This is a genomic window from Mycobacterium sp. D16Q16, assembly GCF_002013745.1.
Classification (GTDB): Bacteria; Actinomycetota; Actinomycetes; order Mycobacteriales; family Mycobacteriaceae; genus Mycobacterium.
This window is the reverse complement of the sequence record NZ_MAEY01000031.1, coordinates 1-24,716: the sequence shown is the minus strand read 5'-3', so window position 1 is coordinate 24,716 and position 24,716 is coordinate 1. Positions and strand designations below refer to the sequence as shown.

General features: G+C 62.7%; 27 protein-coding genes. 20 read left to right on the top strand and 7 right to left on the bottom strand.

The features are described from left to right. Positions 1-127: 127 nt before the first annotated feature. Positions 128-1,252, top strand: a complete 1,125-nt coding sequence (locus B4394_RS24590) for an acyl-CoA dehydrogenase family protein (RefSeq protein WP_078313123.1) — start codon at positions 128-130, stop codon at positions 1,250-1,252. Continuing rightward, positions 1,252-2,373, top strand: coding sequence for a CaiB/BaiF CoA transferase family protein (locus tag B4394_RS24585; protein WP_078316523.1), 1,122 nt, complete (start codon positions 1,252-1,254; stop codon positions 2,371-2,373). The genes B4394_RS24590 and B4394_RS24585 overlap by 1 nt, the downstream gene beginning before the upstream one ends. On the opposite strand, the gene B4394_RS24580 is transcribed toward B4394_RS24585, so the two are convergent. Beyond that, positions 2,370-3,380 (bottom strand): AraC family transcriptional regulator, encoded by a 1,011-nt coding sequence (locus tag B4394_RS24580; protein ID WP_078316522.1) that lies wholly within the window; start codon positions 3,378-3,380, stop codon positions 2,370-2,372. The two genes, B4394_RS24585 and B4394_RS24580, sit on opposite strands and share 4 nt — an antisense overlap. Positions 3,381-3,504: 124 nt before the next feature. Between B4394_RS24580 and B4394_RS24575 the strand changes: the two genes are divergently transcribed. Genes B4394_RS24575 through B4394_RS24555 form a run of 5 tightly spaced genes read left to right on the top strand, consistent with a single transcriptional unit; the run spans position 3,505 to position 7,839 of the window. Next, complete coding sequence (locus B4394_RS24575; RefSeq protein WP_078316521.1) at positions 3,505-4,359, top strand: MaoC/PaaZ C-terminal domain-containing protein; 855 nt, start codon at positions 3,505-3,507, stop codon at positions 4,357-4,359. Between the two features lie 15 nt (positions 4,360-4,374). Continuing rightward, a complete protein-coding gene (locus B4394_RS24570; protein WP_078316520.1) occupies positions 4,375-5,574 on the top strand; it encodes a lipid-transfer protein in 1,200 nt (399 codons plus the stop codon). 47 nt (positions 5,575-5,621) lie between these two features. Beyond that, positions 5,622-6,056, top strand: a complete 435-nt coding sequence (locus B4394_RS24565; RefSeq protein WP_078313118.1) for a type II toxin-antitoxin system Rv0910 family toxin — start codon at positions 5,622-5,624, stop codon at positions 6,054-6,056. Positions 6,057-6,089: 33 nt separating this feature from the next. Continuing rightward, positions 6,090-6,977: an SDR family oxidoreductase gene (locus B4394_RS24560; protein ID WP_078316519.1), complete on the top strand. Its 888-nt coding sequence runs from the start codon at positions 6,090-6,092 to the stop codon at positions 6,975-6,977. 4 nt (positions 6,978-6,981) lie between these two features. Next, the gene (locus B4394_RS24555; RefSeq protein WP_176138370.1) at positions 6,982-7,839 is read left to right on the top strand and encodes an alpha/beta fold hydrolase; all 858 of its coding nucleotides are present in this window, start codon (positions 6,982-6,984) and stop codon (positions 7,837-7,839) included. Positions 7,840-7,894: 55 nt separating this feature from the next. Here B4394_RS24555 and B4394_RS24550 read toward each other — a convergent pair whose 3' ends face one another. Further along, positions 7,895-8,533 (bottom strand): TetR/AcrR family transcriptional regulator, encoded by a 639-nt coding sequence (locus tag B4394_RS24550; RefSeq protein ID WP_078313115.1) that lies wholly within the window; start codon positions 8,531-8,533, stop codon positions 7,895-7,897. A gap of 90 nt (positions 8,534-8,623) precedes the next feature. Between B4394_RS24550 and B4394_RS24545 the strand changes: the two genes are divergently transcribed. The 5 genes from B4394_RS24545 to B4394_RS24525 all read left to right on the top strand — a co-directional run bounded on the left by B4394_RS24545 (position 8,624) and on the right by B4394_RS24525 (position 14,255). Further along, positions 8,624-9,133, top strand: a complete 510-nt coding sequence (locus B4394_RS24545) for a PaaI family thioesterase (protein ID WP_286142467.1) — start codon at positions 8,624-8,626, stop codon at positions 9,131-9,133. Positions 9,134-9,144: 11 nt separating this feature from the next. Then, positions 9,145-10,695, top strand: coding sequence for an aldehyde dehydrogenase family protein (locus tag B4394_RS24540; RefSeq protein WP_078316531.1), 1,551 nt, complete (start codon positions 9,145-9,147; stop codon positions 10,693-10,695). Next, positions 10,692-11,528, top strand: coding sequence for an SDR family oxidoreductase (locus B4394_RS24535; RefSeq protein ID WP_078316517.1), 837 nt, complete (start codon positions 10,692-10,694; stop codon positions 11,526-11,528). The genes B4394_RS24540 and B4394_RS24535 overlap by 4 nt, the downstream gene beginning before the upstream one ends. Further along, the gene (locus B4394_RS24530; protein ID WP_502688542.1) at positions 11,500-13,263 is read left to right on the top strand and encodes an AMP-dependent synthetase/ligase; all 1,764 of its coding nucleotides are present in this window, start codon (positions 11,500-11,502) and stop codon (positions 13,261-13,263) included. The genes B4394_RS24535 and B4394_RS24530 overlap by 29 nt, the downstream gene beginning before the upstream one ends. A gap of 107 nt (positions 13,264-13,370) precedes the next feature. Next, positions 13,371-14,255, top strand: coding sequence for a hypothetical protein (locus B4394_RS24525; protein ID WP_078316515.1), 885 nt, complete (start codon positions 13,371-13,373; stop codon positions 14,253-14,255). Between the two features lies 1 nt (position 14,256). On the opposite strand, the gene B4394_RS24520 is transcribed toward B4394_RS24525, so the two are convergent. Next, positions 14,257-14,847 (bottom strand): FKBP-type peptidyl-prolyl cis-trans isomerase, encoded by a 591-nt coding sequence (locus B4394_RS24520; RefSeq protein WP_139360440.1) that lies wholly within the window; start codon positions 14,845-14,847, stop codon positions 14,257-14,259. A gap of 63 nt (positions 14,848-14,910) precedes the next feature. Beyond that, entirely contained in the window at positions 14,911-16,194 is a 1,284-nt protein-coding gene (locus B4394_RS24515) for an oxygenase MpaB family protein (RefSeq protein WP_078316514.1), read from the bottom strand. 53 nt (positions 16,195-16,247) lie between these two features. Here B4394_RS24515 and B4394_RS24510 point away from each other — a divergent pair, with 53 nt between their 5' ends. Together B4394_RS24510 and B4394_RS24505 are read left to right on the top strand one after the other, a co-directional pair. After that, positions 16,248-16,838 carry a TetR/AcrR family transcriptional regulator gene (locus B4394_RS24510; RefSeq protein ID WP_139360439.1) on the top strand — a complete coding sequence of 197 codons (591 nt, stop codon included), beginning with the start codon at positions 16,248-16,250 and terminating at the stop codon, positions 16,836-16,838. A 205-nt stretch (positions 16,839-17,043) separates the two neighbouring features. Beyond that, on the top strand, positions 17,044-17,235 hold the full coding sequence (locus tag B4394_RS24505; protein ID WP_078316529.1) for a hypothetical protein: 192 nt from the start codon (positions 17,044-17,046) through the stop codon (positions 17,233-17,235). Between the two features lie 24 nt (positions 17,236-17,259). Here B4394_RS24505 and B4394_RS24500 read toward each other — a convergent pair whose 3' ends face one another. Next, complete coding sequence (locus B4394_RS24500; protein ID WP_078283026.1) at positions 17,260-17,472, bottom strand: TOBE domain-containing protein; 213 nt, start codon at positions 17,470-17,472, stop codon at positions 17,260-17,262. 286 nt (positions 17,473-17,758) lie between these two features. On the opposite strand from B4394_RS24500, the gene B4394_RS25865 reads away from it, so the two are divergent. Further along, a complete protein-coding gene (locus B4394_RS25865) occupies positions 17,759-18,364 on the top strand; it encodes a hypothetical protein (protein ID WP_286142474.1) in 606 nt (201 codons plus the stop codon). Continuing rightward, the gene (locus tag B4394_RS24495; protein WP_286142473.1) at positions 18,274-18,759 is read left to right on the top strand and encodes a diguanylate cyclase domain-containing protein; all 486 of its coding nucleotides are present in this window, start codon (positions 18,274-18,276) and stop codon (positions 18,757-18,759) included. Before B4394_RS25865 ends, B4394_RS24495 begins: the two co-directional genes overlap by 91 nt. Positions 18,760-18,846: 87 nt before the next feature. On the opposite strand, the gene B4394_RS24490 is transcribed toward B4394_RS24495, so the two are convergent. Further along, entirely contained in the window at positions 18,847-19,053 is a 207-nt protein-coding gene (locus B4394_RS24490; protein WP_078294545.1) for a cold-shock protein, read from the bottom strand. Positions 19,054-19,459: 406 nt separating this feature from the next. Continuing rightward, positions 19,460-19,876, bottom strand: a complete 417-nt coding sequence (locus B4394_RS24485; RefSeq protein ID WP_078313106.1) for a DUF5313 domain-containing protein — start codon at positions 19,874-19,876, stop codon at positions 19,460-19,462. A 216-nt stretch (positions 19,877-20,092) separates the two neighbouring features. Here B4394_RS24485 and B4394_RS24480 point away from each other — a divergent pair, with 216 nt between their 5' ends. The 4 genes from B4394_RS24480 to B4394_RS24465 all read left to right on the top strand — a co-directional run bounded on the left by B4394_RS24480 (position 20,093) and on the right by B4394_RS24465 (position 24,693). After that, positions 20,093-20,455 carry an ArsR/SmtB family transcription factor gene (locus B4394_RS24480; protein ID WP_078313133.1) on the top strand — a complete coding sequence of 121 codons (363 nt, stop codon included), beginning with the start codon at positions 20,093-20,095 and terminating at the stop codon, positions 20,453-20,455. A gap of 129 nt (positions 20,456-20,584) precedes the next feature. Next, entirely contained in the window at positions 20,585-22,447 is a 1,863-nt protein-coding gene (locus B4394_RS24475) for a phosphoenolpyruvate carboxykinase (GTP) (protein ID WP_078316528.1), read from the top strand. A 61-nt stretch (positions 22,448-22,508) separates the two neighbouring features. Beyond that, positions 22,509-24,164: a SulP family inorganic anion transporter gene (locus B4394_RS24470; protein ID WP_078316512.1), complete on the top strand. Its 1,656-nt coding sequence runs from the start codon at positions 22,509-22,511 to the stop codon at positions 24,162-24,164. A 154-nt stretch (positions 24,165-24,318) separates the two neighbouring features. Further along, the gene (locus tag B4394_RS24465; RefSeq protein ID WP_078313104.1) at positions 24,319-24,693 is read left to right on the top strand and encodes a hypothetical protein; all 375 of its coding nucleotides are present in this window, start codon (positions 24,319-24,321) and stop codon (positions 24,691-24,693) included. Positions 24,694-24,716: the final 23 nt, after the last annotated feature.

Genomic DNA, 24,716 nt, shown 5'->3' with positions numbered 1-24,716 from the left:
GCGTGAGCGGTCGGGTCAAACTTGTGGCCGTCTCGGTCATTGGTCGCGTGAACAGTTCGCCATAGCGTCGGTGAAAACCGAACATGGACGAAGGAGTTCTGCTGTGGCGTTGCATCGCTCAAGCTGGATGGACAAGGACCTTGACGCGCTTGCCGAGCTAGCACGCCGGTTCTTCGAAAAGGAGTGCACGCCGAATGAGCAGCGCTGGGGCCGGCAGCAATCCGTCGACCGCGACGTCTGGAAGCGTGCTGGGGAACTAGGGCTGCTGTGCTTGAGCATTCCGGAGGAGTACGGCGGTGGCGGGGGGAACTTTGCGCACGAAGCGGTCGTCGCGATCGAACAGGTCCGCGCGCTGGCACCAAGTTTCGGCGGGCTGCTGCACAGCGCGATCATCGCGCACTACATCAATGCCTATGGCACCGAGGAACAGAAGAAGACCTGGTTGCCCAAGATGGCATCGGGTGATGTAGTCAGCGCGATTGCGATGACCGAACCCGGCACCGGTTCGGATCTGCAGTCCATCAAGACCAAGGCGGTCAAAGACGGCGACGACTACCTCATCAGCGGCGCCAAGACGTTCATTTCGAACGGCCAGCTCGCCGATCTCGTGGTCGTCGTCGTCAAGACCGACCCAGAAGGCCTTGGAGCAGACAGTGTTTCACTGATCCTGGTAGAGACCGACCGCGAGGGCTTCCGGCGCGGACGCAACCTGGAGAAGATCGGCCAGCACGGTCAGGACACCTGTGAGCTGTTCTTCGACGATGTCCGGGTGCCGCAATGCAATTTGGTCGGCACGGTCGAGGGCCTCGGGTTCATTCAACTGATGCAGCAGCTGCCTCAGGAGCGATTGGTCCTCGCTGTCGCCGCAACGGCCGCGATCGAGAAGACCGTTAATCTCACCGTCGCATACACCAAGGAACGTGAGGCATTTGGGCGGCCGATCTTCACATTCCAGAACACCCAGTTCGTCCTCGCTGAGGGCGACACGATCAAGTCCGTCGCGTGGAGTTTCCTCGATGACTGCGTGACCAAACACCTGGCCGGAGAACTCGATGTGCCCACGGCCGCCAAGGCCAAGTGGTGGCTCACCGAGCAGCAATGCAAGGTGGCCGACGAATGCCTACAGCTCTTCGGCGGCTACGGCTACATGCAGGAGTATCCGATCTCACGGCTCTACGCCGATGCCCGCATTCAGAAGGTATATGGCGGCACCAACGAGATCATGAAGACAATCATCGCCAAGGCACTGTGATGGGACCACTTTGCGGGGTCAAGATCGTCGAAATCGCCAGCCTTGCACCGGCTCCGTTCGGGTGTATGGTCCTGGCCGATCTGGGCGCCGACGTGCTGCGAGTGGAACGCGCCGGGGCGCCCGGCGACGGTCTCGCGCCGCCGGATGGTCCTCTTGACCGTGGAAAACGCACCATCAAACTGGATCTGAAGAACCCCGACGACCTGCATACGTTGTACGCACTGGTGGAGCAGGCAGATGTGTTCGTCGAGGGGTTCCGGCCCGGGGTCGCCGAGCGGCTCGGTATCGGGCCGGCGGACCTGGAGCACCGCAATTCGCGTTTGGTGTACGGGCGAATGACCGGTTGGGGTCAGCAGGGGCCGCTCGCCAGTACCGCTGGTCACGACATCAACTACATCGCCTTGTCCGGGGCGCTCGAACTCATCGGACGCTCGGGGGAACGACCCGTACCGCCTGGCAACATCATCGGCGACTTCGCCGGTGGTGGAATGCTGCTGGCACTGGGCGTCGTCTCTGCGCTCTACGAACGCGACCGGTCCGGCAAGGGACAGGTGGTTGACGCTGCCATGGTCGACGGGGCCGCCCTGTACACGGCGTTCATGCACGGAATGCACGCGGTTGGTTTGTGGAACCAGCCGCGTGGGGAGAACGCTCTGGACGGCGGCGCGCCGTTCTACGACACCTATGAGTGCGCGGACGGCCGTTACGTCGCCGTCGGATGCGTGGAATTCCCCTTCTATGTACAGCTTCTGGCCGCACTCGGCATCGACGACCCCGACCTGCCGTTCCAGTTGGACGCATCCGGATGGGCGCAGCTCAAGGAGGTGATCGGGGCCAAGATCAAAGAACGCACCCGCGACGAGTGGGCTGCCCTGTTCGCGAACTCCGATGCCTGCGTGACACCGGTGCTGAGTCCCTGGGAGGCACATGAGCACGGACATAACCAGGCTCGTGAGGCCTTCATCGAGGTCAGTGGACTGCGTCAGCCCGCCCCGGCACCGCGTTTCAGCCGGACCCCCGCGCCACATCCCGAACCGCATACCGCGGACTCGTCGGTGCTTGCAAAGATGCTGTCCGACTGGGGGATTGCCGATGATCAAGTCAAACGGCTGACCGGTTAGTGCTGATACGAACCTGGGGGGCTACCGGTCCAGCGACGAAACGCACGCGAAAAGGCGCTGGGCTCTGAGAATCCAAGTCGGCGCGACAGCGCGGCTACGGTTTCCTCGCCGCGCACCAGGCTCGTGATCGCCGCATCACGAAGAATCTCTTCTTTGATCTCGCGCGGCGACGTGCCCTCGTCGCGGAGTTTGCGCCGCAATGTTTGGGGGCTCATGGTCAACGTCGCTGCGATCTCGTCGAAGCTCAGCCAGTTTCCGGTCAGACCTTGGGCAAGCAGCAGACGTACCTGGCTGGCCGTGGACGTCGCATAGCTGCGATAGGTGATCACGCTTGCCGGCGCGTGACGAAGATAGTCGTCCAATGAACCTTCGTCACGGACGACGGGTGCCGACAAGTTATCTCTGTCGAACACCAGCGTCGGGTGATCGGCCGAAAAAACCATGGGCGCACCGAATATCAGGTCATAGTCGTCTACCTCCGTACGTTCGGCATAAGGGACTTCAACCCGATGCAGCGGTATCCGCTTTCCGATGGCCCATCCCAGGAACCGGTGTGTCATGGCGAGCAAGGTGTCGATCAGAAGGTCCACCGGCTGCTCGATCTTGCTGAGATCGATCGATAATGTGGCGGTGTCGCCCCGAACTGCGATGGTGACGGGCGGAATTCCGGGCACGGCCCGTTTGAAATCTGCGAACCGTTGCATCGCCGCACCGAGATCTGGCGCATTGATCAGCGCGTAGCAGAGGAGCCGAAACGTGCCGCGGGGGACGGGCGTGAGCCCGAGACCCAGCAGTTCGTCATCCGTTTGGCGCCACAGCTCTCGAAACAGGACGCCTGCTTGATCTGTCGTCACCCGCGAACGGCCCTCTGCCAGCAGCGTCGGCGAGACTCCGGCGGCGCCCAGCATCGTCTCGACGTCCCAGCCACAGCGCAACGCCAGCCCAGCGAAGGCCTGAACCCGCTGGATCGGGATCGTGTATGCGGTCGCCGCGTCAAGAAGAGGCACGTAGATGAAGCTACCGTGCCGGCGCGATCAGTTCGGTCAAGAAGGCGAGAAGTTCGGTCATCGCGGGCTAGGCCTCGGGTTCGTAACGTCATCAACCAGATTCGATGTTGCGCAAGGAGAATGTATGGCCAACCGTGAGGGATTCAACCTGGACCGCCTGGGCCAGTGGACCGAGGAGCAGGAGTTCAAGGTCGAGCGGGAGCAGACAATTGCCTACGCAAAGGCAACCAACGACCCAATCGCCGCCCACCTGGAAGGCACCTATGCGCCTCCGGTGTTCGCGGTAGTACCAGTCACCGCGATCATGGCCGACGCAACCATGGGGGTGGTTCCCGATGAGCTGATGATGCGAATCCTCCATGGCGAGCATGACTTCCGCATCCACCGACCGATCGAGCCCGGCGAAATCCTAACGGTGCGCGCGAAGCCGATCGGTATCGAGGGCAAGGACTCGGGCGTTGTCGTCACAACGCTGATGGAAACCCGCAGCAATCGGGGCGATCTGGTCAACGAGCAGTACTTCATCGGCTTTTTCCGCGGCGGTACATTCGACGGCACCGTGGGGGAGAGAAGCCCTGAGCATAGTTTTGACGCGTCGCTGCGTGACCGTAAGCCGGACTTCAGCGCGGTCCAGACGTTCGATGAGGACCAGACGTTCCGTTACAGCGGGCCCGCCGGCGATCCGATGCCGATCCATTTGGATGACGATTTCGCCAAGGCAATGGGATTGCCGGGCATCATCATTCATGGTCTATGCACCATCGCCTTCACCTCGCACGCGCTGCTATCGCAGCTGTGCCCAGATGATCCCGGTCGTCTCAAGCGGCTTGCGGTGCGGCTCAGCAAGCCCGCACTGCCGAAGGAAACGATCACCAGCAGGTTCTGGAACACGGGCGAGGGTATCTATGCCTTCGAGACCGCCGGTGATGAGAAGCCCGGCAAGTTCGTCATCACGGATGGCTTGGCTGAGTACGCCTAGAAAGGCAATGGAATTATGGGTAACAGAGTATTTGTGGTCGGCGTCGGTATGACGAAATTCGAGAAGCCCGGACGGCGCGAGGGCTGGGACTACCCGGCGATGACCCTGGAATCGGGCACCAACGCGCTCGATGACGCGGGCATCGCCTACGACCTGGTGCAACAGGCCTACGCCGGTTACTGCTACGGCGAGTCATGCTCCGGACATCGCGCGGTGTACGGACTCGGTCTGACCGGAATCCCCGTCTTCAATGTGAACAGCAACTGTTCGACGGGTTCGAGCGCATTGTTTCTTGCGGCACAAGCAGTTCGCGGCGGACTAGCGGACTGCACGCTGGCAATCGGCTTCGAGAAGATGCAGCCGGGGTCACTGGGCTCCACCTACGACGACCGCGAACAGCCCATGCAGAAGCACCTGGAAGCGATGGCCGAACTCCAGGAATTCGCATTCCCCGTCGCGCCGTGGATGTTCGGTGCGGCGGGCGTCGAGCACAATCAGAAGTACGGCTCAACCCCGGAGCATTTCGCCCGGATTGCCGTCAAGAATCACAACCACTCGGTGAACAACCCTTACTCGCAGTTTCAGGACGTGTACACCGAGGAAGAGATCCTGGACGCCAAGATGATCTACACCCCAGGGCAACTCACCCGACCGATGTGCTCACCGACGTCCGATGGCTCCGCCGCAGCCGTGCTCGCCAGCGAGGCATTCGTGGAGAAGTATGGCCTCGCGGCGCGGGCGATCGAGATCGTCGGCCAGGCCCTGGTCACCGATGTGCCGGGGACATTCGATTCGGGCAGCATGGCAACACTTGTCGGTGCCGATATGAGTCGCGCCGCCGCGAACCGTGTGTACGAGCAGGCGCAGATCACGCCAGACGATATCGACGTGATCGAACTACATGACTGCTTCGCACCCAACGAGTTACTCACCTACGAGGCACTCGGGCTCGCTGGTGAGGGAGAAGGCCACAAGCTCGTCGACAACGGCGACACCACCTACGGCGGGCGCTGGGTCGTCAATCCGTCAGGTGGTCTCATCTCCAAGGGGCATCCCCTGGGCGCTACCGGTCTCGCGCAGTGCGCCGAACTGACCTGGCAGCTGCGCGGCACGGCGGGTAACCGCCAGGTTGACGGCGCGAAGTCCGCTCTGCAACACAACATCGGCCTGGGCGGGTCTGCGGTCGTCACCGCCTACCAGGCGGCCAACCGATGAATTCTGTTATCCGACAATCAGTTCCTATAGAAGAGGAGTAATGCATCATGGCCAAGGCCAACGTTTCCAAAGAGATCGCCGCGCCGCAGGAAAAGGTATGGGCCACCATTTCCGATCCTGCTCGCTTCGAGGAATGGCTGACTGTACACACGAAGTGGAAGGAAGCTCCACCGGCGCAGCTGTCCAAGGGCGCCACCATGAGCGAAATTCTCACGATCATGGGTATGGCCAACACCATCACGTTCACCGTCGACGAGTTCGACGCCCCCAGCAGCACCACGTTCTCGGGCACCGGCATGGCCGGAGCGAAGATCAGCTTCCGGCTCACCGTCGAGCCAAAGGGTGACGACGCCTCCATCGCGACGGTCGATGCGGAGTTCATCAGCCAAATGATGGTCGGAGCTATCGGTGGAGCGATCGAACGCGCATCGACGAAGGAACTCAACGAGTCCCTCGACAAGCTCGCCACCCTCGTCGCCTGACATTCGATCATTCACTCTCAGAAGGAAACTCATATGGGTTCAATGAAGAATCGGGTCGCGATCGTGACCGGGGCGGGTCGTGGCATCGGCCGTGAGCATGCGCTACTGCTGGCCAAAGAGGGCGCAAGTGTCGTCGTCAACGACCTCGGAGGCGCCAACGACGGTAGCGGTGCAGATGTCGGCCCCGCACAGGAAGTGGCGAACGAGATCGTCTCCGCGGGCGGCAAAGCGGTTGCCAATACCGACAACATCGCCACCTGGGATGGCGCGAAGAGCCTTGTGGATCAAGCTATTGCCGAATTCGGCGGCCTGGACATCGTCGTCAACAACGCTGGCATCCTCCGTGACGGATTCGTTGCGGCCATGGAGGAATCACAGTGGGACAGCGTTCTCGCGGTGCACCTGAAGGGGCACTTCGCGGTGTTGCGCCATGCCGCCGGATACTGGAAGGAACAGTCGAAGGCAGGCAAGCCGGTCAACGCTGCCGTGATTAACACCGCATCTGCATCCGGCACCTTCCTGACGAACGCGGGCCAGGTCAACTATGGTGCCGCCAAGGCAGGCATTGCCGCCCTCACTCAGGTCGCAGCGCTGGAGCTTGAGCGCTACGGGGTGCGCGTGAATGCCATTGCTCCTGTGGCGAGAACTCGGTTGACCCTCGCGACGCCGGGCATGAGCGCGATCTTCGCCGAAGAGGTTCCTGAGGGTGAGTTCGATGCGTTCAGCCCCGCGAACATCGCACCCGTGGTGGCGTACCTTGCCAGCGAGAAATGCCCCTTGAACGGCGCTGTTCTCGCGGTCCAAGGCGGTGCCATCACCTTGCTGGAGGGCTGGACGTCACGGGAAACCGTCGAGACCGAAGGTCCGTGGGTTCTCGACGAGCTGCCCACTCAGTTGGACCATTGGGCGGCTGGGGCCTGAACGCGTGATTGATGAGCGACGTGCTGTCTACGCCGGTGTGGGCACGCGCGAACTGTTCGTAGAGGGGGAGGGGCCGGCTGTCGTGCTTCTGCATGGGTTTTCCCACTCTGCGGACGCATGGCGTCCGCTTCTGGACCGGTTCGAAGAAGCCGGGCAGGCCGCTGTCGCGGTGGACCTGCCCGGCTTCGGTGCCGCCGACTCCGCCCGGCCCGGCGCATGGCTGCCACAGGGCGACCGCTTCGTCGGGGAGGTGATCGCGCGGCATGGTCGGAACGCTTCGGTCGTCCTGGTCGGGAACTCGCTCGGCGCGTATCTGGCTCTCCGCGCGGCGGCCTCACCCCAGCGACTTCCCATCCGGGGCATTGTGCCCACGGGCACTCCCGGCATGGGGTGGACGCGGCTGGTCCGGGTCGGTCAACTGGGTGCCGCACGTTTCTTCGCGCGGGCGACCGTATGTACCCCTCGGACCCTTCGGGCATATCTTGCCGACGCGGTCATCGGGCGGCTGATCTACGGAAACCAGGCATCGCGGGACAAGAAGATGGTGCGCACCCTCAGTTCTCAGTTGTACGGCCGCGGCGACGCCCACAAGCTGCTGGTGCAGGGGCTTCGCATGAAGGCGGAAGTCGATGGCGAGCCGGCGATTACCGGTATCTCGTGTCCTACCGTGCTTGTGCATGGGCGCCGGGATCGACTTGTCGCGCTCGCGTCGAGTCAGGGCTGGCACCAAGCCATTCCACAGAGCCGGCTGGTGGTGCTCGACCACGCGGGCCACTGTCCGCAGCTGGATGAGCCCGACTACATCGTCGGCATCTCCCGCGGGCTAACCGCCGGAGATGCCGATCAATCCAGGCCGGCGTGACACAGACGGGCCGGTGAGCAGTCGTTGGTCACATTTCCTCTGCCGACATCTTTCGTTAGCCCTGACCGGATCGGCGGTCCAATAGGTGACTGAGTTCGGCCCTGGTTGCAGGCCAGGGGTCAGGTTTTCTCGGCCGTTGGCGGGGTTCGATGCTCAGGCGCAGAGCAAGGCCACGCATGGTGTCCAGCGCGACGCCGATACGGCGATTCCACACCGGTCGAGGCAGGTCGGGCGGTATGAGATCGGTTGCCGCTGCAGTTATCCCGGCGCTCATGGTTCGCTCCAGTGGGGCGAGCCGTTCGTAGAGTTCAGCGTCTTCGCTGGCGGCGAACCATACCCGGATCCACACCTGGAACAGCTCACTCGTGAAGTAATCCCACATCACGTCCAGTGCCTCGGCCGTGCGGGTATCGCCAGTAGCCGGCAGATCCGCCACCCGGGCTCGCAGCTCGTCGACGGCCAGTCGGCCGACTTCGTCCAGCGTGGCCGCAATCAGATCCAGCCGGGACGGAAAATGGTATGCCAGGGCACCTGGCGAGGAATCGGCCATTTCGATCACACGTCGGGTGGTGGTGGCGAGATAGCCGTGCTCGGCAATGCTGCGAATCGTCGCGGTGATCAACGCGGCACGCGTGTGTTCACGGCGCTGCGCCTGCGTGCGGGGTGCCGGAATCTGCGCGCTGGATCTGGGCATGACTCCACTCTAGCCAAACGGGGCAAGTGCCCCGTAACATCGCTTAGGTTAGTTGCGGGGCACGTGCCCTGTTTTTCGAAGGAGTATCCAATGGCGATCGCAGACCAGGTAAGTGCGGGTGGGGGCACCCACTCCGATATGGATGCACTGGCCGCAATGATCAATGCCGGGATGGAGCACGCCGTCCCGGCGATGCACCAACTGGGCATCCGGGTTCTTGAGGTCGGGCCCGAGCACGCGGTCACGGTGGTGCCACTGGCGGGCAATAGCAACCACATCGGCACCATGTATGCGGGCGCACTATTCGGTGCCGCAGAGCTGCTCGGTGGCGCCCTGTTCTTTCCGAATTTCGATGCGGCACGGTTCTACCCGACCGTGAAGGACCTTCAGATTCGTTATCGACGGCCCGCGACCACCGATGTGCGGGCGCGGGCGTCACTGGGCGCGGCCACGATCGACCGCATGCAGCAAGAAGTCCGGATAACCGGCAGAACCGAGTTCGTGCTTGATGCTGTCCTGACTGATAACTCCGGCGCGACAGTGGCCACCACGCATGGCACCTATCAGATCCGCACTTCCGGCGAATCCACACCGTCATGAAGGAAGTCGCCATGGAGGCAAGCACAAACCGGGCTCTGGATCAGCGGCCCACCATCGATGTACACAACCCGGCCGACGGTCGATTGGTCGGCAAGGTCATCGACGAGTCCACAGAGTCGGTCGCCGAAAAGGCGCTCGCCTTGCGGCAGGGGCAGGGGGAGTGGGAAGCCCTGGGACACAAGGGTCGAGCCCGCTGGCTCTTCACGTTTCAGTCGTGGCTTCTCGACCATTCGGCGCATATCGCCGATGTCTTGCAGTCCGAGACCGGCAAGCCGCGCGCCGAGGCAGAATTCGAGGTCCCTGCATGGGTCGACCTGATCAACTACTTTGCCCGCAATGCGGGCAAGTTCCTGGCCGACGAGCGGCCAAGACCGCACAGCCCACTCGGCTGGACGAAGACGCTCACAACCACGTACCGGCCCTATCCGCTAGTCGGCGTCATCGCCCCATGGAACTTTCCCCTCGCTATGGCTGGACTTGATGTTCCGCCCGCACTCATGGCCGGTGCCGCCGTACTGCTGAAACCGTCCGAGGTGACCCCACTCAGCGCACTCGAGCTCGCACGGGGCTGGGACGAAATCGGCGCACCAAAGGTTTTCGCGGTCGCGACAGGGCGTGCCAATACCGGTGGGGCAGTGGTCGACGCTGTCGACTACGTGCAGTTCACCGGCTCGACGAGCACCGGTCGAAGTATCGCGCGGCGATGTGTCGAGCAGCTGAAGCCGTACAGTCTGGAGCTCGGCGGGAAGGATCCCGCGCTGGTACTGGCCGATGCGGATATCGACCGCGCTGCGCACGGTATTGCCTGGGGCGCGTTGTTCAACGCCGGCCAGGTCTGTGTCTCGGTCGAGCGCGTGTACGTCGAGGCACCCGTCTACGACGAGTTCGTCTCGAAACTCACGCAGCGTGTCCGTGAACTGCGTCAGGGGCAGGATGACAGAGGTTTCCGCTTCGACACCGGGCCGATGGCGAACATGACTCAGCGCGATATCGTCCAGCGACACGTCGATGAGGCGATTGCGGCCGGCGCACGCGCGACTATTGGCGGAAAGCCCACTGGCCGCGGCACATTCTTCGAGCCGACGGTACTCGTCGACGTGAACCAATCGATGTCCTGCATTCACGAGGAGACGTTCGGCCCGACGATTCCGGTGATGAAGGTTGCCGACGAGGACGAGGCGATTCGGCTTGCGAACGACTCACGCTACGGTTTGTCGGCATCGGTGTGGACTCGCGACCAGGCGCGCGGGCGTCGGGTCGCCAGGAAGCTCGATGCCGGCGCGGTCAACATCAACGACACCATCGCGAATTTGTTCAGTTTCGCCTTGCCGATGGGCGGCTGGAAGCAATCCGGTATCGGGTCACGCTGGGGCGGGGCGGCCGGCGTGCGCAAGTACTGCCGACAGACCGCTATCACGGAGCCACGTCTGCCACCGGTGATCAACGAACCCATGTGGTTTCCCTATTCCAAGACCCGGATCCGACTCGCTTTCGGTGCCATGCGTGCTATTGGTGCACAGGGCCTACGTCGAATCGGCTTATCAAAGGAGAAAGTTCGATGAAGAACAATTCAAATATTTTGCGCGGCAGGGTAATAGCAATCACTGGTGGCGCGCGCGGTATCGGATTCGCGACGGCTTCGACCTTGCGCGCGCTGGGCGCCAAGGTGGCCATCGGCGATGTCGACGAGGTCGCGGCCAAGCAGTCCGGCGCGGATATCGACGCGTTCGCGAGCCGGCTGGATGTCACCGATCTCGCGTCGTTCACGGCATTCCTTGACGACGTGGAACGTGAACTCGGGCCGCTGGACGTGCTGATCAACAACGCGGGAATCATGCCGGTCGGCCTGCTGACCGACGAGCCGGACACGGTGACCCGGCGAATCCTCGACGTCAACGTGTACGGAGTGATCATCGGAACGAAACTCGCTGCGCAGCGCATGGTTCCGCGCACATCGGGGCATATCATCAACGTCGCGTCGCTGGCCGGCGAGACCTACACGGCCGGGCTCGCCACCTACTGCGCGAGCAAGCATGCGGTCGTCGGCTTCACAGACGCGGTGCGCGTAGAAAACCGGAAGACGGGAGTGCACTTCTCGACGGTGCTGCCATCGTTCGTGAATACCGAACTGACTTCGGGCACAACGGGTATCAAGGGCCTCAAGAACGCCGAGCCTAGCGATATCGCCCACGCCATAGTCGATCTCATTATCAACCCGCGGCCCAAGGTACGAGTCACTCGGTTGGCTGGCGCACTCATTTCATCGCAGAAATTCATGCCGCGCGTCATTGCGGAAGGGTTCACCACGCTCTTTGGCGGAGATCACGTCTTCACTGACAACGTCGACACGGCGCAGCGCAAGGCGTATGAGGACCGCGCCCGCGGTGAAAGGTGAAGGCAGATATATGACGCCGCGAACATTGGTCGAATCGTTCCAGTCCGTTGCCGCACGCCAACCCGACGTCGTGGCGATCCGCAGCGCCGACGGCGGGCTCTCCCTTACCTGGCGGCAGTACGCCCAGCGGGTTCGCGCGATAGCGTCCGGACTCGCCGCCCTCGGCGTCGCGCCGGGAGACACCGTCGCCTTGATGCTGACAAACCGGCCTGAATTCCATCTCTGCGACACAGCGGTCTTACACACCGGCGCGACGCCGTTCTCCGTGTACAACACCAATCCCGCAGCAGTGCTTGCGTACCAGTTCGATAACGCCGGAAACCACGTGGTGATCTGCGAGAAGCTTTTTCTGCCCACGGTGCTCGCCGCGGTCGCGCACGGCGGCAAGGTCGAACATGTGATCTGTGTCGACGGGGAGGCCGACGGCGTCATCAGTCTGAGTGCGCTTGGATCATCCTCCGCCGGCGACTTCGATTTCGACGCCACCTGGCAGGCCGTGCGGCCCGATGACCTGCTGACAATCGTGTACACGTCCGGCACCACGGGTCCACCGAAGGGGGTGGAGCTCACACACACCAACTTCATCGAGAACGCCCGTATCACTGACGATTTCGGCGGAATCGGTGCGGCGGATCGGGTGATCTCCTACCTGCCGGACGCCCACGCGGCCAACCGCTGGTTCGCCCACTACACAAACCTCTTGCACGGAGTCACCGTGACCACGGTGCCCGACGTCAAACAGGTGCTTGCCGCGTTGACCGTCGTGCGGCCAACCGCGTTCCTCGGCGTGCCACGCATCTGGGTGAAGCTCAAGGCGGCACTCGAACAGCGGATTGCCGATGAGCCCAGTCCAGTGAAGCGGTGCCTGGCACGGTGGGCGTTCGCTACCGGGCAAGCCAAGGCCCGCATCGAGTCGGCCGGAGGGCGCCTTCATGTCTTGGGCAGTATCCGGTACGGATTCGCGGATCGGCTCGTGCTGTCGAAGGTGCGCGCACAACTCGGCATGGACCAGATACGCCTCGCGGTCACCGGCGCCGCACCCATCCCGCCCGAGGTGCACGAGTTCATTCTCGGACTCGGGGTCCCGCTGTGCGAGGGCTGGGGGATGTCGGAATGCACCGCTGCGGTGACCGTCAATCTGCCGACCCGTATCAAGATCGGTACCGTTGGGCGGCCGGTACCCGGCGCGGAAATCATCCTCGCCGACGACGGCGAGGTGCTGGTGCGCGGGCCGATGGTGATGCGCGGCTACCGGAAGGATCCCGAAAAGACCAGCGAAACAATTGATTCCAATCGCTGGTTGCACACCGGCGATATCGGGTCCATCGATGAGGAGGGCTTCCTGTCCATCATCGATCGGAAGAAAGAACTGATCATCAACGCCGCCGGCAAGAACATGTCACCCACGAACATCGAAAACACGATAGCGGCCAACTGCGCACTCGTCGGGGTTGTGGCGGTGATCGGTGACGCACGCCCGTACAACACCGCATTGATCTGTCTGGACCCCGATGCGAAGACCCGGTACGCGTCGGAACCTGCAATCCACCAAGCAGTCGAGACCGGGATCGCCGCGGCGAACGCCAAACTGTCTCGCGTGGAACAAATCAAGAGGTTCACCGTCCTGCCCGAAACATGGGAGCCCGGTGGCGATTACCTGACGCCGACACACAAACTCAAACGCAAGTCAATCGACGCCCGCTACGACGAGCTCATTCAGCAGATGTACTCGTAAACATCGGCCCCAAGGGGAGGCCTCGGCCGGTCTAACCGGAGTCGCCGAACCAACCGTAAGTAGAATCGACCGATGTCGATGACCGCACGCAATGACGGTGCTACTCCATGCTGATCGGCATCGCGGCGGCCGTGCTCGCGTGCCTTGGGTATGGGACCGCGTCGGTTCTGCAGGGTTACGGTGCCCGTCAATCCGCGGCGAAAGTTCACGGCATGAGCGACGACGGTGCCCCCACGCTGAAATCTACGATTGCCGCGATGCTGACTCCGGCATTCATCGCCGGGATGGTTCTCGATCTCGTCGGGTTCGCGGGCAGTCTGGTGTCGGCGCGGTTGATTCCGCTGTTCCTCTCCCAGACGATCATGAGCGCCAACCTTGTGGTCACCGCGGTGCTCGGCATCGCCGTACTGGGTGTGCGTCTGCAACGACGGGACTGGCTGGCAATCTCGGCCGTGCTGCTGTCGTTATGCGTCCTCGCAACGACAGCCGGGCATCGCGGCGAGGACGCCGCACCGGTGTCCGTGCACTGGGGCGTGCTGATCGCGTCAGCGGTGGTGCTGCTCACTGGCCTCGGCTCTATCCGCCTGCTTGGCACCCGCGCCGCGATCCCGGCGGGATTGTGCGCCGGGATTCTTTATGGGGCAATGGCTGTCGCGGTCAGGGTCCTCGATGGACTCGATCCGTTGCGCGTGCAGGTCATGCTGTCCGATCCAGCCGCCTACGCGGTGATCCTCGCGGGGGTGGGTGGCTTCTATTTGTTTACCGTTGCGCTGCAAGTGGGTTCGGTCAACGGTGCGGCGGCGGCATTGGTGGTGGGGGAGACGGTCGTGCCCGGCGTCACCGGTGTCGTGCTCTTAGGCGACAGCGCCCGCCCGGGACTGGGCTGGCTTGTCGCCGTCGCATTCCTGGTCGCGGTCGTCGCGGCGGTGGCAGTGGCCGCGTTCGGTGCCGTCGAGAACGCGCAGTCGACGGCGCCCGAGCCGGCCCGATGAATCAGTTAGACGCGTCGAGGATCTTGATCGCGAAGACCAGTGTGTCGCCCGGGCGGATGCCAGCGCTGGGCTGACCGGCCGGATAGCCGTCGGCAGGAACCATCGCCACAGCGACGGTGGACCCGACCTTCTGTCCCGCGATGGCCTTCTTGAAGCCCGGCACCACTCCGTTCAGCGGAAACTGAGCCGGGGCGCCCCGGCTATAGCTGCTGTCGAACACGGACCCGTCACGACCGTTGACACCCATGTAGCAGACCGAAACCGTGGCTATGTCCCCGACGATCGGTCCGGTACCGGCCTGCAGTGTGTGCACCTGGGTCTCGGTCACGCTGAACGGAGCGGTCACGTTGACGGATGGCGCCGCCGTATCCGTCGATCCACTGACCGCGACATTGCCGGTGCTCCCGGCCTGCGTCCACTCGGGCGTGCCACCGGTCTGCGGTGCTGCTGTTGGGCACCCACTGGCCGCGGTTGCCGGGTCGGCAGGCGCCGATTTGGCCTCCGTATCGGACCCGCACGCGGCGAGCGCTAGAACGAACGAGGCGGCGCAGGCTGCAAGCGCGACGGATGGGTACACACGCGAAGAGTTCACGGTGGTCACGCTAACAGCTGCCTTCCAAGGCGGCGGGGCTGGTCGCCGGTGCGCTCCTGAACGTCAACGCTGAAGTTCCGGTGCGACAAATTGTTCGGCCTCGTTACCCAGTGCCCATGCGTGCCAACGTTCCCACGCACGTATGTTGATTGACTGCCAGAGACGGTCAATGGGCGGGCAGACCCGTCGCGCGGCCTCAAGCGTCAGAATCAACGGAATCCGCGCAATGAGGTATGCAAGCCCACCGCCGGGCGCCGGAATATGGTGCTGACGGCGAATGTGGCCCCTGACATAGAGTCTGGCGTGCGCAGCCTGTACCCGAAGATGTCCGGCGGCACGTAGGCGATCGCCGAGGCCCGCATTCGGTGCGGGTGCGAACGAGGGCACGAAGGATTCGATGAGCTGGCGACCGTTTTCGCCCGAATCGTAGGACCGGGCCGTATCGAACATGTAGAGAATCCGGATACCGTCCGCCAAATTCGTCGGATAGATAGCGTCACACCGTACGCCAAGCATATGCCCGAGATACCTGCTGAAATGCATGCACGCCTCGATCTCACGCTTGGACGTAATATGGCCCAGCGCATAAAGACCCAGGCCCGGAGCGACGCTGCCGCCCATGAGCGTAAGTAGCATCTCCGCCTGGCTAATCGGCAGACCCCACCGCTGGGTATCCCATTCGACATGCTGCTGTACGCCTTTTCGAATACTGACATGCATGATGCGGACCTTCATCGATATTTCGCGGGCCCTGGAGCCGGGGGTCAACGCAGCCCCCGGTCGGCACGACTCGATCCACCAACGGCTTGTTTCCAGATAGCGGTGCAGGGCGCTCTGTCCGGCATAGCCGCCAGCCAGGACGAGGGGGACAGCGAGTGATCCCTCGGTGTACGTGTCCATCGTCGCGGCATTGGCCATTGCACCCATGTGATATGCCCACCGTCGCCAGACAGCCGCACCGGCCTCGATGAGTTCGGGATCCACCCATTCAGGGATGTTCTCGAATTCAGCGAACAGTGCACGCATCGACTCGGGCGCCTCCGGAACGGCTTCAATCGAGTCGGCCAGTGCGCGGTCGACGAGTTCGTCGGTCCTCTCGCGCCCCAATTCACCGTAGATGGTTTCAGCTACAAAGCGTTCGGCGACCGGATCTCCGACGGTGCGAAGACGCGCAAACTCCGCGGCAACCTCGGGCCGGGGAAACACATCGAAGCCCGTCAGACGTCGCACCCACCTCCTCGCCGTAAACGGACCCCAGGATCGAGAACGCTCATCCCAACGGAAGGCAGTGGGGGCTGCCGACCGAGCACTGGGCTCCGGTGGCGCGATCGATGTGGGGGAGTTCATGGCGAGAGAATAAGATGAGCGATAGCTCACCTTCTACTCTAATAGGAGCGATCATGGCTAGAGGCTCTGAACTGGTACAACAGCGTGCACGAGACTCTCGTGAGCGGATACTTGAAGCAGCCGCTCACCTTTTCGGGCAACGCGGCATCGTGGGCACGTCCACCAACAGGATTGCTCAGCAGGCAGGGATGAGCATCGGCTTGTTATACCGATATTTTGCGAACAAAGAAGAGATCGCGCATGTGCTTCAACGCAGACTCATCAATACCCTCGAGCAGAGGTTTACGGAGGCTGTGTTCGAGAGCATTACCCTCGACCCGGTAGAGGCGTTCGCGCGAAGCCTCCGCGTCATCACCGAGATACTCAGTGAGCAAGGCGATCTGGTGCGCGCGTTCGAATCCCAAGGAACTCGCGTCGAGGCCTTCACGGGAGTCGAAGAAAGGCTCCATATGCTCTCGCGGACATACCTCCTGCAGCACCTGGGCCCACTACCAGATTCCGAGCTTGATGCGCGCGCATTCGTCCTCGCCACCACGGGCCTGGCAATGTGCTACCGGATCGGTGTCGCACGGCCGCAAGGTATCTCAGCGCAGCAGTTGACCACCGTTACCGCCAAGATGCTGTCCACGCTTGCCGCTCCGTAATACCCGAGTCAATCCGGGGTGTTGACGGAATTCGGACCCGCGCTGAGCCATCCGGGCGGGGGAGCGTGCGGCGGCCGAGGTGATGTCGGAGGAAGGCTGACCGCAGACACGGGCGGAGTGCTCGTAAACTGTTGCCATGAAGTGGTTCTCACGGAGACGTAGCGAACGCCCCGAGCCCGTTCAGCTCAGCCCCGAGGCCACGTCGGTGGTCGATCAGCTTATCGATCACCATCACGACCGCGATTGGCCGACGGCCGTTGGTTGGTACCTGCCTGACGAAGAGCCGCCATGGGATGCACTTGATGAGCTTCGCCGCAGTGGCTACTGCGAGGTCCAGCGGGACGGCGACGAGGTCGAGGTGGATTTCACCGAGCTCGGGCACCGCACCTTTACGTGAGACCCAGCTCGCCGCGAACCTGAACTACTCGACTCCCACCGTCACCTCGGTGGACTTGATGAAGACGGTGGCGGCCTGACCGACGGTGAGCCCGAGGTCGGCCACGGCGTCCTTGGTGATTGAAGACGTCACGACCTGATCGCCACCGTCGAGCCGGATCTTCACAATGGCCATCACGGTTCCGACATTCACCTCGGTGATGGTTCCAGTCAGCTGATTGCGTGTAGATAGGCGCATGACATCTCCTTACCTCGGTGTCCGGGTATCCCTGTTCAGGCTAGTCAACGTGTCGGCCGCGAAGCACAGCTATCACCTTCCTGCCCGAGCTGGTGGCCACAGCCGCGAGCGATTTTTGCCGCCAGGATGACCGGATTACCACCGCATTGTTTGACCAGCAACCGCTTCGGAGCGCGCACGCCAGAGAAGAAGGCTACGATGTCGCTGGCCTGGTTCGGGCGCGTGTCCGAGGTCCAGCGCGGTACCGAGGTTCTCGTAGCGAAGTGTTGATTTCTTAGGCGGAAACATGTCTAGCCATGTCATGAGCTTCCGCGATCGTGCGGAGCAGATCTATGCGGCCAATACCGAGACGCTTGAGGGCATTCGGCTGTTACGCCCTGTCTGGATCCTCACAGCTATCTGCGCACCCGGCATCGGTGCCGCAGCGATAACGCTGGCCTTCGAAGGTATGTCCACGGTTCCGCTTGTCTGTCTCGCGATTTCGATTCCGGCGTTCGCCTGGGGCATCCGGTACGCCCTCAAAAAACCCATCACCTACGCGGAGTCCATCGCCTATATCGCGTACTGCGATCTAGCGATCACAGTCGGTGTCTGCGTCGTCACGGAGACCGGTATCGCGTTTCTCAAGCTGGTGTGGCTGGTTGCCGCCAACACCTATGCGTTCGCGTTTCACGGCCGGTTGGCGATGGCACTGCAGGCTGCGGTGACCGCACTGCCTGGGCAATCTACGTGGGCATGGCGCAATTCGGCGAGGTCGCCCGCGACAAGGATCGCCTTGCCCGCCACGACGAACTCACCGGCCTGCTCAACCGCCGCGGCCTTCAGCAAGCCTGCGCGGACTGGGCCGGTGACCCAACCGGCAAGCACGTGGCAGTCGCTGTCATCGACCTGAACGGGTTCAAATCGATCAACGACAAAGAAGGACACCACGCGGGCGACCAAGTACTGCAGCAAACGGCTCAACTGCTGCAGCTGTTGGCTGGTCCCGATACGTGGCTAGTCCGGCTCGGTGGAGACGAGTTCGGTGTCGTTGCCGTTCTCGACGCACACCGCGTGCTCGACTACCAGCACGCGGTCGAAGACGCCCTCGCCGGCGACGTCACCCAGATCGATGCCAGTGTCGGCGTCGCATCCGAGGAACTATCGCGGGCCGACGACAGCGCACCCATATCACTGGCGGTGATAGTCGCGGACTTACTCATTAAGGCCGACAGCGCGATGTACGCCGCGAAAAGGCATGCGACATCGCAAGGGGCCAATCTCATCGAGCGCCGCACCAGCCTCTGAGCCGATAGTCTGGACGGCGAACAAAAAGCTGGCCGCCCAGGAATCCTGGACGGCCAGCCGAGCGCATTTATCTTGCGCGGTAAGACTTTAGACAGTCTGCACTGAGACTGCCTGGGGGCCGCGATCGCCGGCTTCTTCTTCGAAGCTGACGCGATCGTTCTCGTTGAGGCTGCGGAAGCCGCCCTTGTCGAGGATGGCCGAGAAGTGAACGAAGAGGTCCTTGCTGCCGTTGTCCGGGGTGATGAACCCGAATCCCTTTTCGGCGTTGAACCACTTCACGATGCCTTGAGCCATGCGATTACTCTCCTGAGTATCTAATTGCGGGGTCGACGTTCGACCCTGGGTCTTGCGGAGGTACGCGAAATCAAAGCAACCGGTAAAAGTCACGGAGATTGGTGTGTGTCCGCCGCGGAAAATCTTCGCGAGCGTGTCACTAAGAAAATCAACCGATTTCAGCATATCAGAGGTCGAGCCCGATAACCAATGACCGACAATAGTTCGGTGCCCCAGAACATGAATTGGCCACCGGATTCCAAATACAGGGCAGGGAGTGGTCCGACCAAACTGCTTGATGCTGAACGGAGCTCGTTCACGAGGGTGATGGGCGTGATCTCACCATCGTTGAACGGCCCGGGGGCCTTCCGGCCAGCTCTACGATCTGCACGAAATAAGTTGCTGTCGTGCAGTTTTCGTGGGTGATTCAGATAGGGTCGCTGCTGGAATAGGTGTCGTTTGTCTGTGTGCGCGCGCCATACCTTTGGGCGTATGCCTGGTGCTTGCGTGCGTTCTTTTCGTGGTTGACGTTGTCGGCGAGTTTGGGGTCAAGGCCGTGTGTGGCGAGCCGGTGGCGCCGCCAAATCTTGTTGAGAGCGTGGGTCATCAGGATTGCCCAGACGTAGATGGGCAGTGTGATCGCGGTATGCAGCAGGAGTCCGCCGGGCAGCAGCCAGAATGGGGCCAGGATGAAATGGGGCGGGATCACGTAACGAATCATGTGTCGTCGAATGGCCCCGGGGCCGGCCAGGTCGTTGGCGACCCAATCGCCCATGCTGTCGGGCAGGCGCCGCCCATACGCGTAGGTGATGTACTGCCATGCGGTCGGCCGGTCGGTGGCCATCGACAAACTCCTCGTTGGATGCCCGGTGTGCCTGGTCGGTCGCGCCCACTGGGTAGGTATTGGGTGGCTCTCACCGGAAGCGGGCATCAGACAGCCCTGATGAGTACAAGGTAGCCCCGGTGAGAGCCATGGAGAACTATAGACGGGCCCTTGTCCTGGGTTATTGCCGGGTTGCTAATGTTTGCATGTTGATTGTTTTGGTGAGGTGGGCTTGTGGTGGATGCACGTCAACCGCTGTATCGGATGAAGGCGGATTTTTTTAAGACGCTGGGGCATCCTGTGCGGATACGGGTGCTGGAGTTACTCAGCGAGCGGGATCAGGCTGTATCGGAGATGCTGCCGGAAGTTGGGATCGAGCCGGCGAATTTGTCCCAGCAGTTGGCGGTGCTGCGCAGAGCAGGTTTGGTGACGGCGCGGCGTGAGGGGTTGTCGGTGCTGTACACGTTGACCTCTCCACAGGTGGCTGAGCTGCTGGCCACGGCGCGGCGGATCTTGACGGGGGTGGTTGCCGATCAGGCCGAGTGGCTCGATGGTGCCGCGCCGGCCGAGCCGGTGGTAGTAGCGCAGACCCGGCGCTAGTCGGAGGTATCGACGGGGGTATCTCCGACTAGCGCACTAGTTGCGTACTTTCTTAATTAGCGTGATTTATTGATGGTGATGTTCTCAAGCGTGGGCAAGGAGAGTGTTGTGGCGAGTTCTGTGGATGCAATGGATACGGCGCGGTCTGTGCAGGGGTTGGCGCCCGCGCCGACCACGCACGCCGGAGTGTTGCTGTGGGTGTCGGAGATGGCCGAGTTGTTGGGTCCGGATCAGGTGGTGTGGTGTGACGGGTCGCGCGCCGAGTGGGATCGGCTGACCAAGCAGCTGGTGGCTAAGGGCACATTTGTGCCACTGACGGGTAAGCCGAATTCTTTTTGGGCTGTGTCGGACCCGGCGGATGTGGCGCGGGTGGAAGACCGCACGTTTATCTGCTCGGAGAACGCGGCCGACGCGGGTCCGACCAACAACTGGATGGACCCGGTGGATATGGCCACGATCATGACCGAGGAATATCGGGGCGCGATGGCGGGGCGCACCATGTACGTGATCGCGTTCTGCATGGGCCCGCTGGGCTCTGATGACCCGAAGTTCGGTGTGCAGGTGACTGATTCGGAGTATGTGGCGGTGTCGATGCAGATCATGACGCGCTCCGGTACCCCGGTGTGGGATCGGCTGGGGCTGCGTGGCCGGTTCGTCAAATGCGTGCACTCAGTGGGCGCCCCGCTGACACCGGGACAGGCAGATGTGCCGTGGCCCTGTGATGAGACCAAGTACATATCGCATTTCCCGGCCACCCGCACGATCTGGAGCTACGGCTCAGGCTACGGGGGTAACGCACTGTTGGGAAAGAAGTGTTTCGCGTTGCGCATCGCATCGGTGATGGCCCGCGATGAGGGGTGGTTGGCCGAACACATGCTGATCCTCAAACTCACCTCCCCACAAGGTGTCGTGAAGTATGTAGCGGCGGCGTTCCCGTCCTCGTGCGGCAAAACGAACATGGCGATGCTGGCCCCCACGTTGTCGGGCTGGACCGCCGAAACGATCGGCGATGACATCGCCTGGATGCGGTTCGGGGCCGATGGGCGCTTGTATGCGGTCAACCCCGAGGCCGGGTTCTTCGGGGTCGCGCCGGGTACTGGGCGGGGTACAAATCCGCACGCGATGGACACTATCGAGCTGGGCAACTCGATCTTTACCAATACGGCGCTGACTAACGATGGGGATGTGTGGTGGGAAGGTGCGACCGACACCCCGCCCGAACACTTGACCGACTGGCGCGGCCAGCACTGGACGCTGGCATCCACCGAGCCCGCTGCGCACCCGAATTCGCGCTATTGCACCCCAATCGCGCAGTGCCCGACGGTGGCCCCCGAATGGGATGACCCCACGGGGGTGCCGATCTCGGCGATCTTCTTTGGCGGCCGGCGCGCCAGCACGGTGCCGCTGATCACCGAATCCCGGAACTGGCGTCACGGGGTGTTCCTGGCCTCCACGCTGTCTTCCGAAACCACCGCGGCGGCTGCCGGTGAAGTCGGTGTCTTGCGCCGCGACCCGATGGCGATGCGCCCGTTCCTGGGCTATCACGTCGGCGACTACTTTCAGCACTGGCTCAATATCGGTACCCGCAGCGATCCGGATCTGCTGCCGAAGATCTTCTATGTCAACTGGTTCCGCCGTGGTAGCGATGACAAGTTCCTGTGGCCCGGTTTTGGGGACAATGCCCGCGTCCTCAAGTGGGCGCTGGAGCGCCTCGAAGCCACCGCTGACGCGGTCGCAACCCCAATCGGCTACCTGCCCACCGTTGATGCGATCGATCGCACCGGGCTGGATATCAGCGATCGGGACCTCGAAGAGGCGCTGTCGGTGAACATCGACGAATGGATCGCCGAAGCCGAGTCGATCGATTACTGGTATGCCAGCATCGGCGGCAACCGGCTGCCCGATGACCTGCGGGTCGAGCTGGGCGCCCTGCGGACACGACTGGTCGAAGCACGGCAGGGATGCGCCGGCTCGGCCACCGAATCACGGTGACCATCAACCCAGATGAGGCCTCGGTGCCGCAGCGGGGCCCGATCGGTCACGGCTGCCGGTGATGGGTGCAGCCGGTAGCGGCGCGGTGGCGCGGCTGCTGCCGCGACGCAACGATTACGCCGGTTTGAGTCGGTCATGGCGCCGCGACATCCTGGCTGGGATCACCGTCGGGGTGGTTGCGCTGCCGCTGGCGTTGGCGTTCGGGATCAGCTCGGGGGCCGGGGCCGCCGCAGGCCTGATCACGGCGGTGATCGCCGGTGTGATCGCGGCGGTGTTCGGTGGCTCACATGTGCAGGTGTCCGGGCCCACCGGGGCTATGGCGGTCGTGTTGGCGCCCATCGTGGCTCAATATGGCAGCGGCAGTTTGGCTTTGGTCACTATCCTGGCCGGGATCATCGTGGTGGCCGCGGGCATCACCGGGTTGGGTCGTGCGGTTACGTTCATCCCGTGGCCTGTGATCGAGGGCTTCACCCTGGGGATTGCCGCGATCATCTTCCTGCAGCAAGTCCCCGCCGCCGTGGGCCTGTCGGCACCGCAGGGCCACCCCCCGCTGGCCGCCGCGATCGACGTTCTCATGCACACCCACTGGAGCGTGGCCGCATCACCATTGTTGGTGGTGGGATTCGTTGCGGCGCTGATGGTTGGCCTGCCGCGGCTGCACCGTGCCATCCCCGAATCATTGACAGCAGTCGTGGCCGCAACCGTGCTGGTGACCGCCACAGGATTGTCGGTCGCCCGTATCGGCGAATTGCCGTCGCGGCTACCGGCGCCGCTGCTGCCGCACGCCAATCTGGCTGCCTTGCAAGCCCTTCTGGGAGCAGCAGTGGCAATTGCTGCCTTGGCTGCGATCGAATCGCTGCTATCGGCGCGGGTCGCGGCCACCATGTCACCCACCGGCCCCTACGATCCCGATCGCGAGCTCGTCGGGCAGGGCCTGGCCTCGGTGGCCTCCGGGGTGTTCGGCGGGATGCCGGCCACCGGAGCGATCGCCCGCACCGCCGTCAATGTCCGATCCGGGGCCCGCACCCGTGTCGCGGCGATCACACACTCAGTTCTGCTGCTCGCGGTGGTGTACCTGGCCAGCGGGCCAGTGGCTGCCATCCCGTTAGCCGCACTCTCGGCGGTCCTGATGATCACCTCCTTCCGGATGATCTCGGCGCGCACTGCGGTCACAATCCTGCGCTCCACCCGCTCCGATGCCCTGACCTTTGCTCTCACCGCAGTTGTCACGATCTGTTTCGATCTGATCGAAGCTGTGGAAATCGGCATCGTGGTGGCCGCCTTCTTCGCCCTACGCGTCGTGGCGCGACGCAGCAGTGTCACCCGGGAAGAGCTACCCGGCCCTCCGGAGCCGGGCGATGAGAGGATCGCACTGCTGCGCCTGGATGGCTCCATGTTTTTCGGTGCGGCCGAACGCATCTCGAATACCATCACCGACGCCGATCATCCCGACGTCAATGTTGTGATCATCCGCATGTCCCAACTGGGCATGCTTGATGCCACCGGCGCACACACGCTGGCCCAGATCGCCGAAGACCTAGAGGCCCGCGGCATCACCGTAATCATCAAAGGTGTACGCCCCGAACACCTCAAACTGTTGACCAACGTGGGCGTCATCGAATCCCTGCGCCACGAAAAACACCTCATCGACACCCTCGAGGACGCTATCGCTCACGCCCGCAGCCACGCCGGCCGTCCCTACCCCACACACACCTGACAGGAAAGCCCCGCATGCACTCGTGGACGTCCATCACCGTACTTATTGCGCTCATGAGCGCAACCGTGTTCGTGGTCTGGAAGCTGCAGCGCTAAGAGAGGCAAACCGGTATGAGACTGCCCGACGATGCCATGTAGGCGGAAAGGCCACACCTGTGAGCTACACCCACGACTCGGCACACGCGAAGATCCTCATGGAGGGTCTCGGGGGTGGGGTATGCCTGCTCGCGGTGCACTGGCACGTCCAGGAGGCCGACAGGCAAGCGTACCTACCGAGGATCCGAGCGACCACACTGAGCATAATCCGCTCGCTTCTCCGCGACGGCCTATTCGAGCTGGGCACTATGGCGCCAAACGCACACCGATTTGTGCCGACCGATGATCCCGAAGCTGCGCTACGCGAGGTCCGCGCCGACTATGTCGACAACTTTGACATATTCGGATGGCAGTACCGCTGGTGGCTGATCATCACCGCGCAAGGCAGACAGTTGGCCGAGCCCCTTATCACGGCCTATCAACGTGAACTTTAAGACACCCCAACAACGTTCAGAGT

Bases quoted from the DNA above. Each gene is read 5' to 3' on its own strand.
- B4394_RS24590 (WP_078313123.1), top strand. From the start codon at position 128: ATGGACAAGGACCTTGACGCGCTTGCCGAGCTAGCACGCCGGTTCTTC.
- B4394_RS24585 (WP_078316523.1), top strand. From the start codon at position 1,252: ATGGGACCACTTTGCGGGGTCAAGATCGTCGAAATCGCCAGCCTTGCA.
- B4394_RS24575 (WP_078316521.1), top strand. From the start codon at position 3,505: ATGGCCAACCGTGAGGGATTCAACCTGGACCGCCTGGGCCAGTGGACC.
- B4394_RS24570 (WP_078316520.1), top strand. From the start codon at position 4,375: ATGGGTAACAGAGTATTTGTGGTCGGCGTCGGTATGACGAAATTCGAG.
- B4394_RS24565 (WP_078313118.1), top strand. From the start codon at position 5,622: ATGGCCAAGGCCAACGTTTCCAAAGAGATCGCCGCGCCGCAGGAAAAG.
- B4394_RS24560 (WP_078316519.1), top strand. From the start codon at position 6,090: ATGGGTTCAATGAAGAATCGGGTCGCGATCGTGACCGGGGCGGGTCGT.
- B4394_RS24550 (WP_078313115.1), bottom strand. From the start codon at position 8,533: ATGCCCAGATCCAGCGCGCAGATTCCGGCACCCCGCACGCAGGCGCAG.
- B4394_RS24545 (WP_286142467.1), top strand. From the start codon at position 8,624: ATGGCGATCGCAGACCAGGTAAGTGCGGGTGGGGGCACCCACTCCGAT.
- B4394_RS24540 (WP_078316531.1), top strand. From the start codon at position 9,145: ATGGAGGCAAGCACAAACCGGGCTCTGGATCAGCGGCCCACCATCGAT.
- B4394_RS24535 (WP_078316517.1), top strand. From the start codon at position 10,692: ATGAAGAACAATTCAAATATTTTGCGCGGCAGGGTAATAGCAATCACT.
- B4394_RS24530 (WP_502688542.1), top strand. From the start codon at position 11,500: ATGAGGACCGCGCCCGCGGTGAAAGGTGAAGGCAGATATATGACGCCG.
- B4394_RS24525 (WP_078316515.1), top strand. From the start codon at position 13,371: ATGCTGATCGGCATCGCGGCGGCCGTGCTCGCGTGCCTTGGGTATGGG.
- B4394_RS24515 (WP_078316514.1), bottom strand. From the start codon at position 16,194: ATGAACTCCCCCACATCGATCGCGCCACCGGAGCCCAGTGCTCGGTCG.
- B4394_RS24510 (WP_139360439.1), top strand. From the start codon at position 16,248: ATGGCTAGAGGCTCTGAACTGGTACAACAGCGTGCACGAGACTCTCGT.
- B4394_RS24500 (WP_078283026.1), bottom strand. From the start codon at position 17,472: ATGCGCCTATCTACACGCAATCAGCTGACTGGAACCATCACCGAGGTG.
- B4394_RS25865 (WP_286142474.1), top strand. From the start codon at position 17,759: ATGTCTAGCCATGTCATGAGCTTCCGCGATCGTGCGGAGCAGATCTAT.
- B4394_RS24490 (WP_078294545.1), bottom strand. From the start codon at position 19,053: ATGGCTCAAGGCATCGTGAAGTGGTTCAACGCCGAAAAGGGATTCGGG.
- B4394_RS24485 (WP_078313106.1), bottom strand. From the start codon at position 19,876: ATGGCCACCGACCGGCCGACCGCATGGCAGTACATCACCTACGCGTAT.
- B4394_RS24475 (WP_078316528.1), top strand. From the start codon at position 20,585: ATGGATACGGCGCGGTCTGTGCAGGGGTTGGCGCCCGCGCCGACCACG.
- B4394_RS24470 (WP_078316512.1), top strand. From the start codon at position 22,509: ATGGGTGCAGCCGGTAGCGGCGCGGTGGCGCGGCTGCTGCCGCGACGC.